This window comes from Bacillus zhangzhouensis (assembly GCF_000715205.1).
In the GTDB taxonomy this organism is placed as follows: domain Bacteria; phylum Bacillota; class Bacilli; order Bacillales; family Bacillaceae; genus Bacillus; species Bacillus zhangzhouensis.
In genome coordinates this window covers 37,237-52,685 of the sequence record NZ_JOTP01000021.1, presented here as the reverse complement: position 1 = coordinate 52,685, position 15,449 = coordinate 37,237, and the positions used below count along the sequence as shown (strand labels likewise).

Genomic DNA, 15,449 nt, shown 5'->3' with positions numbered 1-15,449 from the left:
ATTATTTTGATATGACAACTCGAATCTGTAAAGTTTTATCCGATCGCCGTATTTTTGGTGTCATTGCACATAGACGTTTTCATCCAACAAGAGGACTTTTTGAGAAGTGGAAATTTCAGTATAATTCTGAACATGATTATTACATATGTCCAAGTGGTGAGAAGCTTTTATATACGACAACTGATCGAAAAGGTTATAGGTTCTACAAATCAGATGCTAAAAAATGTGCGTCATGTCCTTTCCTTGAGAGCTGTACAAGATCGAAAAATCATCAAAAAGTCATCTCAAGACACGTATGGGAAGAACATAAAGAAAAGATCAGACAAAATCGTCTATCTATCTCTGGAAAAGAGCTATATAAAAAAAGAAAAGAAAAAATAGAGCGAAGCTTTGCAGATTCAAAACAACTGCATGGGCTTCGCTACTGCCGGTTGAGGGGGAAACAAAATGTGAGTGAGCAAGTGCTTCTCACAGCTGCCTGTCAGAACATGAAGAAGATTGCCACACACCTAGCGAAGCTAGGCTAGGTGTGTGGGAGGCCTTTTTCATTAAATCTCATCCATCATCATTACGATGAAAATAAAGAAGATTGTAGAAAAACATGAGTTTCTCTACAATCTGAAAGCCCAACAAGGGCTTTTTTTCATTTCATAACGAGATGATCCTTTGCCTTTTTGCAGAAAAAAGGGCGGAATTTTCACACAAACAGTATTGAAAAGGAGAAAGAAACGCATTTTCAAAGGAAACGGTTATTGAAGATTCAAGTGATTCATATTAAAATGATGTCAAATGGACTAATTAGCAATTGCTAATAGAAGTTCCATATTTAGTGAAATCATGTCATGTAGCTGAAGGTGATTGGGGGTGTAGAATGAGCAAAGTTCCTGTTGCGGAATTGGCATCACTATTAAATGACTGGAACATGGAAATCAAAAAAGATCATGCAGATGAGGCAGAACGATTATTTGCTAAAGCGAAACAAGCAGTAGAGGAAATTGACGATGCTGATATCCTCATGTATTATTCTCTTCTTGAGAAGAGGCATCACATTCTCATGTACAATTTGAGAGGGCAAAAGGGGAATGTATCAACGAAAAGTATAGAAGGTCATTATGGGAAAAAAGATGATGATCTGTCTCATCGCCTTGCCTATTATTTCGATTTTTATGAGGGTGTGTATGAGCAGCACCAAGGAAATTATGAGGTAGCATTGCAAATGTATCAAAGTGCTGAAAAGCTCTTAGATAAAATTCCAAGTGAGATAGAACGAGCTGATTTTGATTTTAAGGTGGCTTGGCTTTACTATCGTCTTAGTCATATTATGCTCTCATTAAGCTATATTCGCAGAGCCCTCCATGTCTATAAACGTCACAAGCATTATGAAAGAAGAGCGGCACTTTCATACTCTCTCGTTGCAGCAAATCTAACAGAGATCGGCCGGTACGAAGAGGCACTTGAGAATTATCGTCTGGCGGAAGAGGTTTTGACAAGCGAGCAGGATGACTTTATGCTGGCTCAGCATCACCACAATGTGGCTATTTTATATTCATTTTGGAACAAACCGAAAGAATCAATACGTCATCTTGAAAAAGCGCTGTCCCATCAAGAGTATTATGATTCAGATTTCTTTTTCCATTCTACGTATCTGATCAGCCGGGAACTCTGTGTGATTGGTGAAAAGCAGCGTGCAAGCCAATATATAGAGGCTGCATATGCCAAAATAAAAGATGCTTCTCATGAAGTGTTTCAGCTCAAAATAGGCATCGTACATGATCTTTACTTAACGAATGCGCCACAAAGATTTCAGCAAATTGATGAGAAATTAAGAAAGTTAGAAGAGAAGAATGAATATCATGAAGTAAAAGAGCTTTCACATTTTGCGGCAAAATATTGTGAAAAGCAAGCACTTTTTGAGAAGTCTGTTTTTTACTTGAACAAAAGTTTAGAAGCGGATTTACATATGAAAAGAATGGGGTTGATTTAAGATGAAAACAGGATTAAAAGTATTATTCGTTGTGGGTTTAGCTATCGCTGCGTCTGTTCTAACTCAAAACGTTGCGGGTTCATTCGAAGTAGCAGAAAAAATCATTGGTGGTTAATCACTAATCCATATCTCGCCCTTGTTGATGATCATCAGCAAGGGTTTTTTGTTTAAATAGGCTCTTCTTATTAAACGCTGCAAGAGCGTTTAATAAGAAGAATTCGCAACAAAGGGGGTGTGCAAATTTGTTACCTGCCCCATTATTCTAAATAAACATAGGGCAGAGCAACAAGTTAAAAAGGTCACCTTTCTTTGCTTAATTTAATTTTTTGCAGGACTTTTCATTCAAATTTTATCAGATTGGTCTTTTGTACATAGAATTGAAAGAAAAAGTGTGAACACCGCTCCATTTGTCATGCATATGATGAGATGAAGTGTAACTAGAAGGTAGGTGATTGTATGTATCCACGAGTATATGGAGGCTTTCACGGAGGCGGTTTTAGCGGAGGGGCAGTGGGCCCCCATATTGGCTTTGGCGGATATTATGTGAGCCCTGGTGTGTTCTCTGGCTTAGGGGGTTTCCCTGGATATGGTGGATTTGGGACATTTTCTGGATATCCGTATGGCTCCACGTTCATCATGGGGCGTCCTCCTGGTTTTTATGTGAGAGGTTATTAGTGATTCAACACAATGATTGAAATAGCCATCTAGAGATTGGCTATTTCAATTGGTGAAAGTGTTTGAATGTAGCAGTAATCACAATGACCCCAAGGATGCAGATAGGCAGCCAAATGATGATAAACGGATCGTAAGCATCAGTGTATGCAGCTAAAGCGGCACCTAGGCAGTAAAAGACAATAGAACCGATTCGCATCAAGCTCACATGCTGAATAGGGGCTTTTCTTTTTTCGCTGTGTGATAAGCGCTGAGCCAAATCTTCAAACAGGTTAGCGAGTGTGCTCGTTAAAACAGTTGTTGAAATGCCAGCAACATTTAATTTTCGTGCGGCCGTCGTCTGCATGCCCATGGCCATACTTAAAAGAATAATCAGCAGAAAATAAGCACCCTGTGTATAAGGCAAAATGATCATAAGAGCAAATAGAAGCAAGATCATCACTTCAATAATAAAGATACGTGTAACGGCTTTTGGCCAAAACGTTTTTTCATGCTTCCCGCCCATCACAACGGCAAGTAAAACTCCTAGAACGAACCCACTCAGTGCAATGATGGAATGAAGGGCTGTTAACTGCAATGAACTTCCTGCTGCAATGCCAAGCAGCACAATATTACCCGTCATATTTGCTGTAAACACATGTCCTAGGCTCAAATAGCCAATCACATCCACAATTCCTGCGGAAAGACATAAGAAGATCAGTGCTATGTTTCGAAATGAATGTGCGGTCAAAATGGTCATCCCTTTCTTACTCTCTAATAAATAAGTGTAACGCTTAATGACCGCGAAAGTCCATCTTATGAGCTGGTAAAATGTCTTGAAGCTGATGTAAGACTTGTCTAAAAGCATCATCATTCACAAAGTGCCTTATGCGGCGAAACGGATCGCCTTTTTCCTTTAGCCGCTCAATGACAGCCGGCATGGTAAACAGAGAAGGATGAAGTTCGTCGAGATTCAATTCGTCCCATTCAAGCGGTGTCGCAACGAGTCCAAGCTCGTTTCCTCTTGGGGAATATGGGGCGATGATTGTTTTTCCAGCATCATGCTGAAGGTAATCTAAATATAAACGATTGCCGCGATTTTTCTTTAAACGTTCCAGAGTAAAGAGGTCAGGTGCTTGTTCGCATAAAAATCGGCATATAAAAGCTGTGAATTGTCTCGTTTCATCGTATGTGAAGGCATTTTTCTTTAATGGAATATAAATTTGGAGTCCTTTTCCACCGCTTGTTTTGATAAAAGCTGTGAGAAAGAGTCCATCTAAAAGCGCTTTTATTCGCTTGGCTGCTTCTATGGCTAGGTGAAATTCTTTGACAGATGGCGGGTCTAAATCAAAGACGATTTCTGCCGGTCGATCGGTATCTCTTGTTTCAAAAGGAATATGAAATTCCATCGCCAGCTGGTTACCGAGCCAAAGTAGCGTGTTAGGATCATTACAGATCGTGTAAGGAATATCTTCAACTTGATCTGTCACAACAAAATCAGGCGCATAATCAGGCGTCGCCTTTTGATAAAAACATTCGCCTCCAGTGCCATGAGGGAACCGAATTAAAGTGAGACGTCTTTCACGTAAAAAGGGCAATAGATAGGGAGCTACTTGTCTCAAATAAAGTAAGTAATCTGCCTTGTTGAGATGTAGGGCCGGCACAATTGGTTTCTCAGGGTGAGTGACGTCAATGACGGCAGGAAGCGGATACAGCTGCTTGAGCATTTGCTGAAATGTACACGCTGCTGGATCAGTTTCTAGTAAAAATGAAGAAAACCGAGGCTCTCTTAACGCTGACCCATCAAAGGATATACACGCAATATTTGCGACAATAGATGGTGGGATTTCATATTCTGATCCCCCTGTCAAATGGCCTTTGGTTTGAAATAACGCACGCAGGGTTTGTTCTTCTTCTTTAGAGAAACCATGCTTGAATTGGACAACCTCTATAAGAACCGTATCTTGATAAATACAGCCTTGGAAATAGCCATTGTCTTTATCAAAACGGGTCACAATGACAGATACATGCCGCCAGTTTTTGATTTTCAGCCATTCTTTAGAGCGGGTATTATTCTGCCATTTACTCGTCTTTTTTTTAGCAACTATTCCTTCCGCTAAATACGTCGTCATCAGCTCTTTCATATACTCAGGGCTTCGATCTGTATGGATGATTTGAAGAAGGGAAGGGTGATCAAGCTGAACGGATGATGGAAGTTTTACCTCTTGAAACACTTTCTGTAACCAGTCTTTTCTTTCCATCAACGGGAAATCAACAAGGGATTTCCCTTTGCATCTCAATAGATCAAACGCAATCAAATGACATGGAAACCGCTCAGCCTGCAAGCGAATGGCTTCTTTGTTTTTCAGCCTGCCTCTTTGCTGAACCTTCGCAAAATCGCTTTGCTGTTCACTCAGTAAAAAGACCAATTCTCCGTCAAGCGTCAGTGGTAAAAAAGGTGCAAATCGGTCCTTTAATTGTATACACTGATCAATCACCTCTGGAAATTGTTCGTTTAACCGTTTTCCAGCCCTGCTCTCTAAATGAATCTCGTCTTCTTCCCACAAAAGAATGGTCCGAAAGCCATCATATTTTAATTCATACAGCCAGTCTGCACCGGCAGGAACATCATGTGCAGACGTTAATCGCATAGGTTTCATTGAGCTATTCACTTCCTTACATCATGTGTTCTTAGATTGGGATGAAATTTTCATAAACATACATAAGTCTGATGAAAACATTACATAGTAAGGAGAAAAGAACGGAGGCGTTACGATGCATACAGTTTGGAAGGGCGGCATTAGCTTCGGATTGGTCAATATTCCAGTCAAGCTATTTACCGCTACAGAGAACAAAGATATTAAATTAAGACAGTTGCATAAAGAATGCCATACGCCCATTAACTACAAAAAGGTTTGTGCCAATTGCGGGGAAGAGATAGCTCCAGAACAAATAGTGAAAGCATACGAATATGCTAAAAATAAATTTATTGAATTGGACGATGAAGAGCTAGAAAGGCTGCGAAAAGAAAATGAAGAAAAAGCCGTCGACATTATTGATTTTGTGAAGATAGAAGAAATTGATCCGATCTATTATGAAAGAAGTTATTTTTTATCACCAGATACCGGCGGTGCGAAGGCTTATTCATTACTCAGAAAAGCCTTGGAGGAATCGGGGAAAATTGGCGTGGCTAAGATTATGATCCGCTCGAAGGAGCAATTAGCAATCGTCAGGTGCTATGAACATATCTTGCTGATGGAAACCATTCATTTCCCTGACGAGATTAGACAAGTAACAGACGTACCAAATATCCCGCAAGAGGAAAATATCGTGAAGAAGGAGTTAGATACAGCGCTCCTTTTAATCGAGCAGCTGACCACAACATTCGACCCAGCCGCCTATCAGGATGAATACAGAGAACAGCTGATGAATTTAATTGGGGATAAAATATCTGGAGAACATACAGTACAGCCAGAAACGACAGGCAAAAAAGATCCGTCTTCCAATGTGACCGATCTGATGGCAGCTCTACAGGCTTCTATCGATCGATCAAAACCAGCAAAAACGAAAAAAGCAGCTCCTAAGAAAAGAAAAGCACCAGCGAAAAAAGAAAAGAATGCATAAAATAAGACCGCCGCGAGCGGTCTTATTTTGGCTTGACCACGTCCTGAATCGTCCCGTCTTTTCGGTGAATGACAGTGGGCGTTCCTTTTTTTGATGAAATCTCTTTTGCCCGGTCAATTGCTTCTTGTTTCGTTTCTTTGACCGCGCTCGCACGTTTCGCTTTTTCTGTTTGAACCGCCCAGCCATCTTCGTGTTTGACGACATGCTGCGCATGATCCATGAGCTCTGGCCTTGAAGAACTGCTTTTTTTAGATGGAGTGACAGAACCATTAGATGAAAAATCCTGTATTTCTTTCTCCGTAGCGTTCTTTTTCCACTCTTTCGCTTGATTGATTGCGATTGGGATGGCTCTATTTTCTTCATAGCCTTCCTGTATCATTTTGCCCGCAATCTCAAGCGCTTTTTTTCGGATGACTTTTTCTAACGATTGAAATGAAGCAGGATAATCTTCCATTGTCCAAGGCATATTGAACGCTCCTTTCTTTTAGTTGAACACCTTCCCCCATATGCAATTGATCAAACATACAAGAATCTCAAACCAAAGGAAGGGATGGAATACACCTTTTTGCTGAGGCATTTTCACGTCAACTCCTGCAAAATAGAAGGTAGTAAAGGAGTGATTTGAATGATGATGAAAGGCTTGTATGAAGCACATTTACCTGTGAGTGATTTGAAGGTATCCATTTCTTTTTTTGAAAAATTGGAATTAACGCTTGCTCATGAAAATGAAAGAGTGGCATTTTTATGGATTGAGAAAGGAAAGAGCTGGCTTGGCTTATGGAAGGCTGATATGTCCACTATTCCATATCATCCAGCGACGCGACATGTGGCCTTCCAAATTAAAACATCTAGCATCGAACAGATCAAAGCCTGGCTGATAGAAAAAGGGATCACCATTCATCCGATGTTTGGTTTTTCGGAAGAGCAGCAGCCTTTAGTTCTTGATAATCCACCGCAATTTCATGCAGCGATTTACTTTCTTGACCCAGATGGGAATCTGCTTGAATGTATCGCACCGCTAGAAATCGATGCAGCAGAACATCATGACATGATGACATATGAAGATTGGGATAGAAAGAAAAATCCGTTTATTGATTGACAAAATCACTCATTGTAACTATATTGGTTACAACGGTGGTGAAAGATTGTGAAACAAATTAGCAGCAGGTATTCGATCGCTGTTCATATTTTGTCATTTATTGCAGGTGTTCCAAAAGAGTGTACAGGTGATTTTATAGCAGAGAGTGTGAATTCAAATCCTGTCATTGTTCGAAAAATGATGGCAATGCTCAAACGAGCGGATCTCATTGAGATTCGCCGCGGAGTAGGCGGTGCTTATTTAAAAAGACCGGCAGAGGAGATCACGCTGTTAGATGTGTACCGTGCTGTAGATGTAAGCGCTGATGAAGAGTTATTTAACTTCCATCAACCAGTCATCGCATGCCCGATTGGTCAAGTGATGGATACGAGACTGCGGCATGAACTAAAAGAAGCACAGTCTGCACTTGAGAATCACCTAAAGCAAGTGACGATTAAGCAATTATTGACAGAGGCAGAATAGAAGAAGCTCATACCCTTTGAGCTTTTTTTACACCTTTTGTTGTAACCGATATGATGATAACAAATGAACGGATGTGTACCTAAAGCGATTCCATTCATAAAACATCACCGTCGAATGATAAAACGAGGAGGTCAAACAAATGAAATTATTAGTTACAGGTGCAACAGGACAACTTGGATCGCTCGTCGTCAAGCATTTGCTGACAAAAGTACCGGCTGAACAAATTGCGGTCAGTGTTCGAAATCCGCAAAAAGCAGTGTATTTAAAGGAAGCTGGGGTAGATGTACGTCATGGAGACTTCACTCAGCCAGATACCCTTGCATCAGCGTTTCAAGGGATTGACCGTCTTTTGATCATTTCGACTGCGGATGGAGACCGAGTGCAGCAGCATACAGCTGCCATCCAAGCGGCAAAAGCAGCAAATGTGGCATTTATCGCTTATACAAGTGTTGTCAATGCAAGAGAGAGTCAGCTTGTCCTTGCACATGACCATGCAAAAACAGAAGAAGCCATTTTGGCCTCTGGCATCCCCCATGTGTTTTTAAGAAACAATTGGTATGTAGAAAACGAAAAAGACACGATTCTGGCGTCAGTCAGCGGCGCACCATTTTTAAGCCCTATTGGTGAAGGGAAAGTTGGCTGGGCGACAAGAAATGACTACGCTGAAGCCGCAGCAATTGCGCTAACACTTCCGGCACATGACAAGGAAATATATGAATTGTCAGGACCGCTTCGGACGCACACCGAACTTGCACAAATTGTCAGTAAGGTGAGCGGAAAAGAGATGAAAGTAGAGCAAATCGATGTAGACACATTTGGAGAATTTTTAGCTTCAAATGGTGTACCAAAAGAAGCTGTTCCATTTGTAAAAGCCATTCAAAGTGGAATTCGTGATGGTGCCTTAGCGGTCGAAAGCAGTGATTTCGAAACATTATTAGGCCGACCTTTAACACCTATCGAAGAAGGAATTCATGAATTGATTTCAAAATAAATATCAAAAAACGCCCTATAAAAAGGGTGTTTTTTTTATTCAGCCACACGAGCAATATGTACAAATTTACACAAATCACTTCGTTGAAATTTCAGAAATTTGGGATTAAAATGAAATCAAGGTCTAATATTTAGTCATCAGATGACCAGAATGATGATGAAAGTGAAGCGAAAGAAGGGAAGTTCGCCGATGAAAGTCAGTTTATTCGTTACCTGTTTAATTGACACAATGCAGCCAAATGTAGGAAAGGCGACAGTCGAAGTGCTAGAAAGGCTCGGTGTTGAAGTGGAATTTCCAGAAGCGCAAGTGTGCTGCGGACAGCCAGCCTTTAACAGCGGCTATATAAAAGAAACAATCAAAGCTGCGAAAAACATGATCAAGGCCTTTGAATCAGCTGAATATGTTGTGACACCATCAGGTTCTTGTAAAGCGATGTTTTTAGAATATCCTCATCTTTTGAAAGAAGATCCAGAGTGGTCAGCTCGGGCTGAGGCACTTGCTGCGAAAACATATGAATTAACAGAGTTTATTGTTGATATATTACACGTAACAGATGTAGGTGCGAGTCTGAAAGGAGAAGCAACCTATCACACATCCTGCCATATGACGAGACTGCTAAGAATTAAGGAAGCGCCTTTCACACTGTTGTCAAATGTCAAAGATTTGACGATGAAACCATTACCCCGCGCAGAAAATTGCTGCGGATTTGGAGGAACCTTTTCAGTAAAAATGACTCCCATATCAGAGCAGATGGTCGACGAAAAAGTACAAAGCATAGAGGAAACAGGCGCTGAATATATCATTGGTGCTGACTGCGGATGCCTGCTGAATATTGGTGGAAGATTGAACCGCCTTGAAAAACCAATCCAGGTGATGCATATCGCAGAAGTATTAAATCGCCGCTGACGCGAAGAGGGGGAACGGCACATGAGTATGAAAATTGGAGAGAAAGCTTTTAAAGAGCGAGTCGGGGAAGGCTTAGAAGACGCTGTCATGAGAGGAGCTGTTTCCTCGGCACAGGAGCGCCTGTATCAAAGACGGATGACTGCAAGCGAAGAGCTTGGCAATTGGGAAAAGTGGCGTGAACTTGGCGAGGAAATCAGACAGCATACGCTGACGCACCTTGATGACTACTTATATCAATTAAGCGAAAGCGTGAGTGCGCGCGGAGGTCATGTCTTTTTTGCGAAAACAAAGGAAGAGGCATCAGCGTATATTCAAGATGTGGCACAAAAAAAAGCGGCCAAAAAGATCGTCAAATCAAAATCAATGGTCACAGAAGAAATTGAAATGAATCAGCCGCTTGAAGAGGTCGGCTGTGAGGTGATTGAAAGTGATCTTGGCGAATATATTCTGCAAGTAGATGATCATGAACCGCCTTCACATATCGTGGCACCAGCTCTTCATATGACGAAAGAACAAATACGGGACGTGTTTCACGAAAAGCTCGGATATGACATGTCAGAGACCCCTGAAGATATGACGAGCTTTGTGAGAGCAATATTACGAGAAAAATTCCTCGAAGCAGATATAGGCGTGACCGGCTGTAATTTTGCTGTGGCCAACACAGGTTCCATTTGTCTTGTGACAAATGAAGGGAATGCGGATCTTGTCACGGCCATACCAAAGACGCATATAGCCGTCATGGGGATGGAGCGGCTTGTTCCAACGATGGAGGAGCTGGATGTCCTTGTTGGTCTTTTGTGCAGAAGCGCAGTCGGTCAAAAATTAACAAGTTATATTTCTATCGTGGGGCCAAAAGGAGAAGAAGAGGTTGATGGGCCAGAAGAATTTCATTTGGTCATTGTTGATAACGGGAGGTCAAATATATTAGGTACAGCCTTTCAGCCTGTTCTGCAATGTATCCGGTGCGCTGCGTGTATCAATGTGTGCCCGGTTTACCGGCATGTTGGCGGACATTCGTACGGATCGATTTATCCGGGGCCGATTGGTGCTGTTCTCTCACCACTTCTGGGCGGCTACGATGACTACCAAGAACTTCCCTTTGCGTCAAGTCTGTGCGCAGCATGTACCGATGCTTGTCCAGTGAAGATTCCACTTCATGAGCTATTAATTAAACATAGACAAGTCATTGTTGAAAAAGAGGGGAGAGCGCCTAAAGCTGAAATGATGGCGATGAAAATGTTCGGAATGGGGGCATCGACTCCCGGGATGTATCAATTTGGAACAAAAGTAGCACCTGTTTTGATGAATCATATGGCTTCAAACGGACGGATTTCTAAAGGAATGGGTCCTTTAAAGAATTGGACAGATGTTCGAGACCTGCCAGCTCCTAGTAAAGAAAGATTTCGGGATTGGTTTAAAAAGAAACAAAAGGAGGAGTTGTGATGAAGGGAACCATTTCTCATCGAGATTCGTTTTTAGCTCATATCCAGCAGCAATTAGGCAAAGCCTCCTCTCCATCTACATCTATTCAGCGTCCGGTAGGGAAGTATCAAGTACAGTGGGAAACAAACGGACTTCTGTCTAAAGAGGAACTGGTGGAGCAATTGAAAAAGCAATGTCAACAGATCCACACAAGAGTGGTCGAAACAACACCTGAGAAAGCGCCTTCTGCACTACGATTATTAATGACAGAGTATGGAGAGGGTCCCGTGATGACCTCGCGCGATAGACGTTTTGAACAATATGGATTCGATCCTATGTTTGATTGCTTGCAAAAAGAAGGAATCTCAGTCACTAGCTGGAATGCAGATGCATCAAGAGATGAAAATATAAGGCAGGCAGAACAAGCGAAATATGCGGTTGTGTTCAGTGATTACACACTTGCTGAATCTGGCACAGTTGTTCTTTCATCTCATCAAGGTCAAGGAAGAGCGCTTCATTTTTTACCGATGATGTATATCGTGTGTATAGAAAAAAGCTCAATTGTTCCGCGGATGATTCAGGCCGTCTCGGCTCTCAATCGCTTGGTAGAGGAGGGAGAGCGGGCGAAAGGAGCCATTCATTTCATATCAGGCCCGAGTAATTCTGCCGATATTGAAATGAATTTAGTGGTTGGCGTTCATGGTCCGGTTCGGGCTGTTTATGTATTAATAGATGATGAATGAGGGCTGTCGTGATGAGAGCCTTTTTTTATATGAAAACAGCTTTCACAAATTTTAAAAAATCATCTTGCCTCTAGGTGAATGGACATAGTAAGATGACGACATATAAGATGAGAAGCTCATCTATTGCTGATGTAAAGGAAGCTGCTGATGGAAATAAATACAACTGCTCCAAAGAAGTCAATCGCAGTACCGCTTGTGATTTCAATTATTGCCATTTCATTTTCTGCAATTATTGTGAAGTGGTCAAGTGCTCCTGCTGCTATTTTAAGTATGTATCGAATGATCTTTGCGGCGGTTTTGATGCTTCCGTTTATCCTGCCGCGTAAAAAAGAGTTTCTCTCAATTAAACGTAGAGACTGGTTTTTCTTATGTATGTCAGGCTTTTTTTTAGGACTTCATTTTGTGTTGTGGTTTGGCTCACTGAAGTTGACCACAGTGGCAAGCTCTACGATTATCATCGCCCTTCAGCCGATGGTATCCTTGTTAGGCGGATTTCTCTTTTTCCGTGAACGAACAACGATGTCTGCTATATTCACGATGTGTGCGGCGATTGTTGGTGCACTGATGATTGGGTGGGGAGATATAGGTCATAGCCAGGAGGCGATTGTAGGAGATATTTTATCCTTTTTAAGTGTGATCGCAGTTGTTTGTTATTTATTAATAGGTCAACAGGCTGTGAGAAAAATATCTCATTGGATTTATAGTTTTTGTGTATTTGGTTTTGCCGGCCTTTTTTTAATTCTTTTTAACCTGCTTCAGCACACGCCTTTCACAGGCTACCCGGGAAAAGAATGGGGAATCTTTTTATTGCTCGCCATTATTCCCACCATGTCACATGTCATTAACAATTGGCTATTAACCTATGTCAATGCGACAACCATTTCAATGAGTATTCTCGGTGAACCCGTTGGGGCAACGATACTTGCTGTCTGGCTGCTTGGAGAGAAAATCACACTGTTTCAAATGTTAGGCGGTCTACTTGTCCTTTTAGGTGTCTTTTTCTTTTTGATGCAGCAGCGTCAAGGGATCGTGATGAAAACAAAAAAATCCGGTTAATCTCCGGATTTTTTACTCTTTTAAATGATTCTTTTCAATTTTTTTTAATTCCATTCGTTTCTTTCTAATCATTCGAAATGCGATGACAATGCTTGTTACGATAAATGCGATGAATAAAAGAGAAAATACTTGAAATACGATATCTCCAATGTTGAATGCAACATTCTCTCCATTAGACATGTGTAAAACCTCCTTCTCTATCTATATATTACCATAATCAATAAAAGATTGAGATTTATCCATAATTTATCTATAATAGGTAAAATATCACTCATTAAAGGAGAACCAATATGAGAACTTTAGTCCTTTTACGAGGTCTCCCAGGTGTAGGTAAATCAACATGGATCAAAGAGCAAGGCTTAGAGCCATATACTTTATCAGCTGATCAGATCCGTTTGTTGACCCAGCCGCCGCAGCTATCAGTCAATGGGAAACCGGAAATTACGAGCAAGCATGATCATAAAGTCTGGTCTTTATTATTTGATTTACTCACAGCCCGAATGGAACGCGGAGACTTTACTGTGATTGATGCGACACATGTCACAAGCAAGTCGATTTCTCAATATAAGTCGTTAGCTACTACGTATCGTTACAGGGTGTATGTCGTTGATTTCACGCAAGTGCCACTTGAAACAGCCCTCCTGCAAAATCGCTCTCGAGAACCGCACAAAGTTGTAAGGGAGTCTGTTTTGTACCAAATGAACGAACGGTTAAAAACAGAAAAGGTACCGTCATGGGTGACCGTTTTGCAGCCAGAGGAATATCCGCACGTGATGACCTATCAGCCTCGATCCTTTGATCAATATGAGGCCATTCATGTCTTCGGTGATATTCACGGGTGTCATACAGCCCTTAACACCTATTTACAAGGGGACATCAAAGAAAACGAACTTTACATCTTTGCAGGTGATTTGCTTGATAGAGGAATAGAAAACAAAGAAGTTTTAGAATGGATGCTCGCACATAGAGAATGCCGGAATGTCATCGTGATCGAAGGCAATCATGATCAGCATTTATACCGGTTTGCACATGGCGAAAAAGTAAGAAGTAACATGTTTAACCGTCATACTGCGCCTGAAATCGAAGCAGCAGACTTTGATTTAAAAGAAGTAAGAAAGTTTGTCAGAACATTTCATCAGCTTACCTATTTTACGTACCATGGCCAGACATATCTTGTCACCCATGGCGGGCTTGCTCATTTACCAGAAGAGCTTCTGCATGTTTCGACCCAGCAGCTCATTCACGGAGTAGGGGAATATTCAGATGACATAGACCACTTATTCGTTCAAAACACAGCTGGATTAGATATCATTCAAATTCACGGGCATCGCAATTTATACAGGCTGCCTATTCAAGCAGCAGATAGGTCTTATAACCTCGAAGGTCAGGTTGAATTTGGCGGACAGCTGCGGGTGTTGAAAATCACAGCTGACGGGATTGAGACACATGAAATTGACAATCCTGTATATAGAGCCTCTGAGAAAAAACAATCGGTCTCTGTTCAACCAGATATTTCGCTGGATGATTTTTTAGCTCATTTAGATCAGCATGAATATGTACAGGAATTAAAGCTTCCGCACCACATTTCATCTTTTAATTTTACAAAAAAGGCTTTTAGTGAACGGCAATGGGACGACGTGAATGTGAAGGCAAGAGGTTTGTTTGTCAATATGGCTTCAAAGCAGATTGTGTCTAGAAGCTATAATAAATTTTTTAACATTGATGAGCGTCCTGAGACAAGAATGCAGCATTTAGTGAATCACCTTCAATTCCCTGTCACTGTATATGATAAAGCAAATGGATACTTAGGAACTGTTGGGTATAACGAAATGGGGGATGAATTGGTGTTTACGTCCAAATCGTATACATCACATGTAAAGCAGAATCCGCATGCTTTCTGGGTCGAAGAGCTATTTTATGCAACCTTTAACGATGTGCAGGTCGACTACATCAAATCATACGTACGTGACAATCATGTATCTCTTGTGTTTGAAGTCATTTTGCCAGAGAAAGATCCACATATTATCACATATGATCAAGATCAACTTATTTTACTTGATATTGTGAAGCGGCAGCTGAGCTATGAAAAAGCGCCATTCGCTGAAGTAAAAAGATTAAGTGAACAGCTTGGAATGTCATGCAAGCAGGAAGTGGTTGCGTTTCAAGATTGGACGTCTTTTTATAAATGGTATCAGGCAGTCTCTCATGACGACTCAATTAAAGAAGAAGGATATGTCATAGAGGATAACAGAGGCTTTATGACCAAGCTCAAGCTTCCTTATTATCAATTCTGGAAGCAGATGCGTGCGATTAAGCAGCGCGTTGCAGACAAACGTTCCGCGCAAAAATATATGCAGGCTTTGCAAACAGCAGAGCAAGCCAGATTTTATACGTGGCTACTTGAGCAAGATCCTAAAAATGTGAGAAATAGCTCAATTATTGAGCTGCGATCACAATTTGAGCAAAGCGATGCTGCCCTATTGAATAATGACGGAATAAATGCATAGTCTA

At 41.2% G+C, this 15,449-nt stretch carries 15 protein-coding genes; 11 read left to right on the top strand and 4 right to left on the bottom strand.

Features of this window, described 5'->3' with window-relative positions; all coding sequences use genetic code 11:
• The coding region (locus BA70_RS14870) for a transposase (protein WP_034323823.1) at positions 1-527 on the top strand (527 nt) is incomplete at its 5' end.
• A gap of 344 nt (positions 528-871) precedes the next feature.
• Complete coding sequence (locus tag BA70_RS14865; protein ID WP_034323811.1) at positions 872-1,984, top strand: response regulator aspartate phosphatase; 1,113 nt, start codon at positions 872-874, stop codon at positions 1,982-1,984.
• 715 nt (positions 1,985-2,699) lie between these two features.
• Here the strand turns inward: BA70_RS14865 and BA70_RS14855 are convergent.
• Both BA70_RS14855 and BA70_RS14850 read right to left on the bottom strand, forming a co-directional pair.
• On the bottom strand, positions 2,700-3,395 hold the full coding sequence (locus BA70_RS14855; RefSeq protein ID WP_034323805.1) for a YoaK family protein: 696 nt from the start codon (positions 3,393-3,395) through the stop codon (positions 2,700-2,702).
• Positions 3,396-3,429: 34 nt separating this feature from the next.
• Positions 3,430-5,295 carry a DNA ligase D gene (locus tag BA70_RS14850; protein ID WP_034323803.1) on the bottom strand — a complete coding sequence of 622 codons (1,866 nt, stop codon included), beginning with the start codon at positions 5,293-5,295 and terminating at the stop codon, positions 3,430-3,432.
• Between the two features lie 115 nt (positions 5,296-5,410).
• Here BA70_RS14850 and ku point away from each other — a divergent pair, with 115 nt between their 5' ends.
• Positions 5,411-6,259 (top strand): non-homologous end joining protein Ku, encoded by an 849-nt coding sequence (gene ku, locus BA70_RS14845; protein ID WP_034323800.1) that lies wholly within the window; start codon positions 5,411-5,413, stop codon positions 6,257-6,259.
• A gap of 22 nt (positions 6,260-6,281) precedes the next feature.
• Here the strand turns inward: ku and BA70_RS14840 are convergent, their stop codons facing one another.
• Positions 6,282-6,725: a DUF2188 domain-containing protein gene (locus BA70_RS14840; RefSeq protein ID WP_034323797.1), complete on the bottom strand. Its 444-nt coding sequence runs from the start codon at positions 6,723-6,725 to the stop codon at positions 6,282-6,284.
• A gap of 159 nt (positions 6,726-6,884) precedes the next feature.
• On the opposite strand from BA70_RS14840, the gene BA70_RS14835 reads away from it, so the two are divergent.
• From BA70_RS14835 to BA70_RS14805, 7 genes are all read left to right on the top strand, one after another.
• A complete protein-coding gene (locus tag BA70_RS14835; RefSeq protein WP_051691163.1) occupies positions 6,885-7,358 on the top strand; it encodes a VOC family protein in 474 nt (157 codons plus the stop codon).
• A gap of 48 nt (positions 7,359-7,406) precedes the next feature.
• Positions 7,407-7,820, top strand: a complete 414-nt coding sequence (locus BA70_RS14830; RefSeq protein WP_034323795.1) for an Rrf2 family transcriptional regulator — start codon at positions 7,407-7,409, stop codon at positions 7,818-7,820.
• A gap of 139 nt (positions 7,821-7,959) precedes the next feature.
• Positions 7,960-8,811 (top strand): SDR family oxidoreductase, encoded by an 852-nt coding sequence (locus BA70_RS14825; protein WP_034323793.1) that lies wholly within the window; start codon positions 7,960-7,962, stop codon positions 8,809-8,811.
• A 189-nt stretch (positions 8,812-9,000) separates the two neighbouring features.
• Entirely contained in the window at positions 9,001-9,717 is a 717-nt protein-coding gene (locus tag BA70_RS14820; RefSeq protein WP_034323818.1) for a (Fe-S)-binding protein, read from the top strand.
• Between the two features lie 21 nt (positions 9,718-9,738).
• Entirely contained in the window at positions 9,739-11,160 is a 1,422-nt protein-coding gene (locus BA70_RS14815; protein WP_034323791.1) for a LutB/LldF family L-lactate oxidation iron-sulfur protein, read from the top strand.
• Positions 11,160-11,882, top strand: a complete 723-nt coding sequence (locus BA70_RS14810; protein ID WP_034323788.1) for a LutC/YkgG family protein — start codon at positions 11,160-11,162, stop codon at positions 11,880-11,882. Before BA70_RS14815 ends, BA70_RS14810 begins: the two co-directional genes overlap by 1 nt.
• A gap of 147 nt (positions 11,883-12,029) precedes the next feature.
• A complete protein-coding gene (locus tag BA70_RS14805) occupies positions 12,030-12,938 on the top strand; it encodes a DMT family transporter (protein ID WP_034323786.1) in 909 nt (302 codons plus the stop codon).
• A gap of 12 nt (positions 12,939-12,950) precedes the next feature.
• Here BA70_RS14805 and BA70_RS20365 read toward each other — a convergent pair whose 3' ends face one another.
• Positions 12,951-13,118 (bottom strand): hypothetical protein, encoded by a 168-nt coding sequence (locus tag BA70_RS20365; protein WP_149865372.1) that lies wholly within the window; start codon positions 13,116-13,118, stop codon positions 12,951-12,953.
• Between the two features lie 110 nt (positions 13,119-13,228).
• On the opposite strand from BA70_RS20365, the gene BA70_RS14800 reads away from it, so the two are divergent.
• On the top strand, positions 13,229-15,445 hold the full coding sequence (locus BA70_RS14800; protein ID WP_034323783.1) for an RNA ligase: 2,217 nt from the start codon (positions 13,229-13,231) through the stop codon (positions 15,443-15,445).
• Positions 15,446-15,449 lie beyond the last annotated feature (4 nt).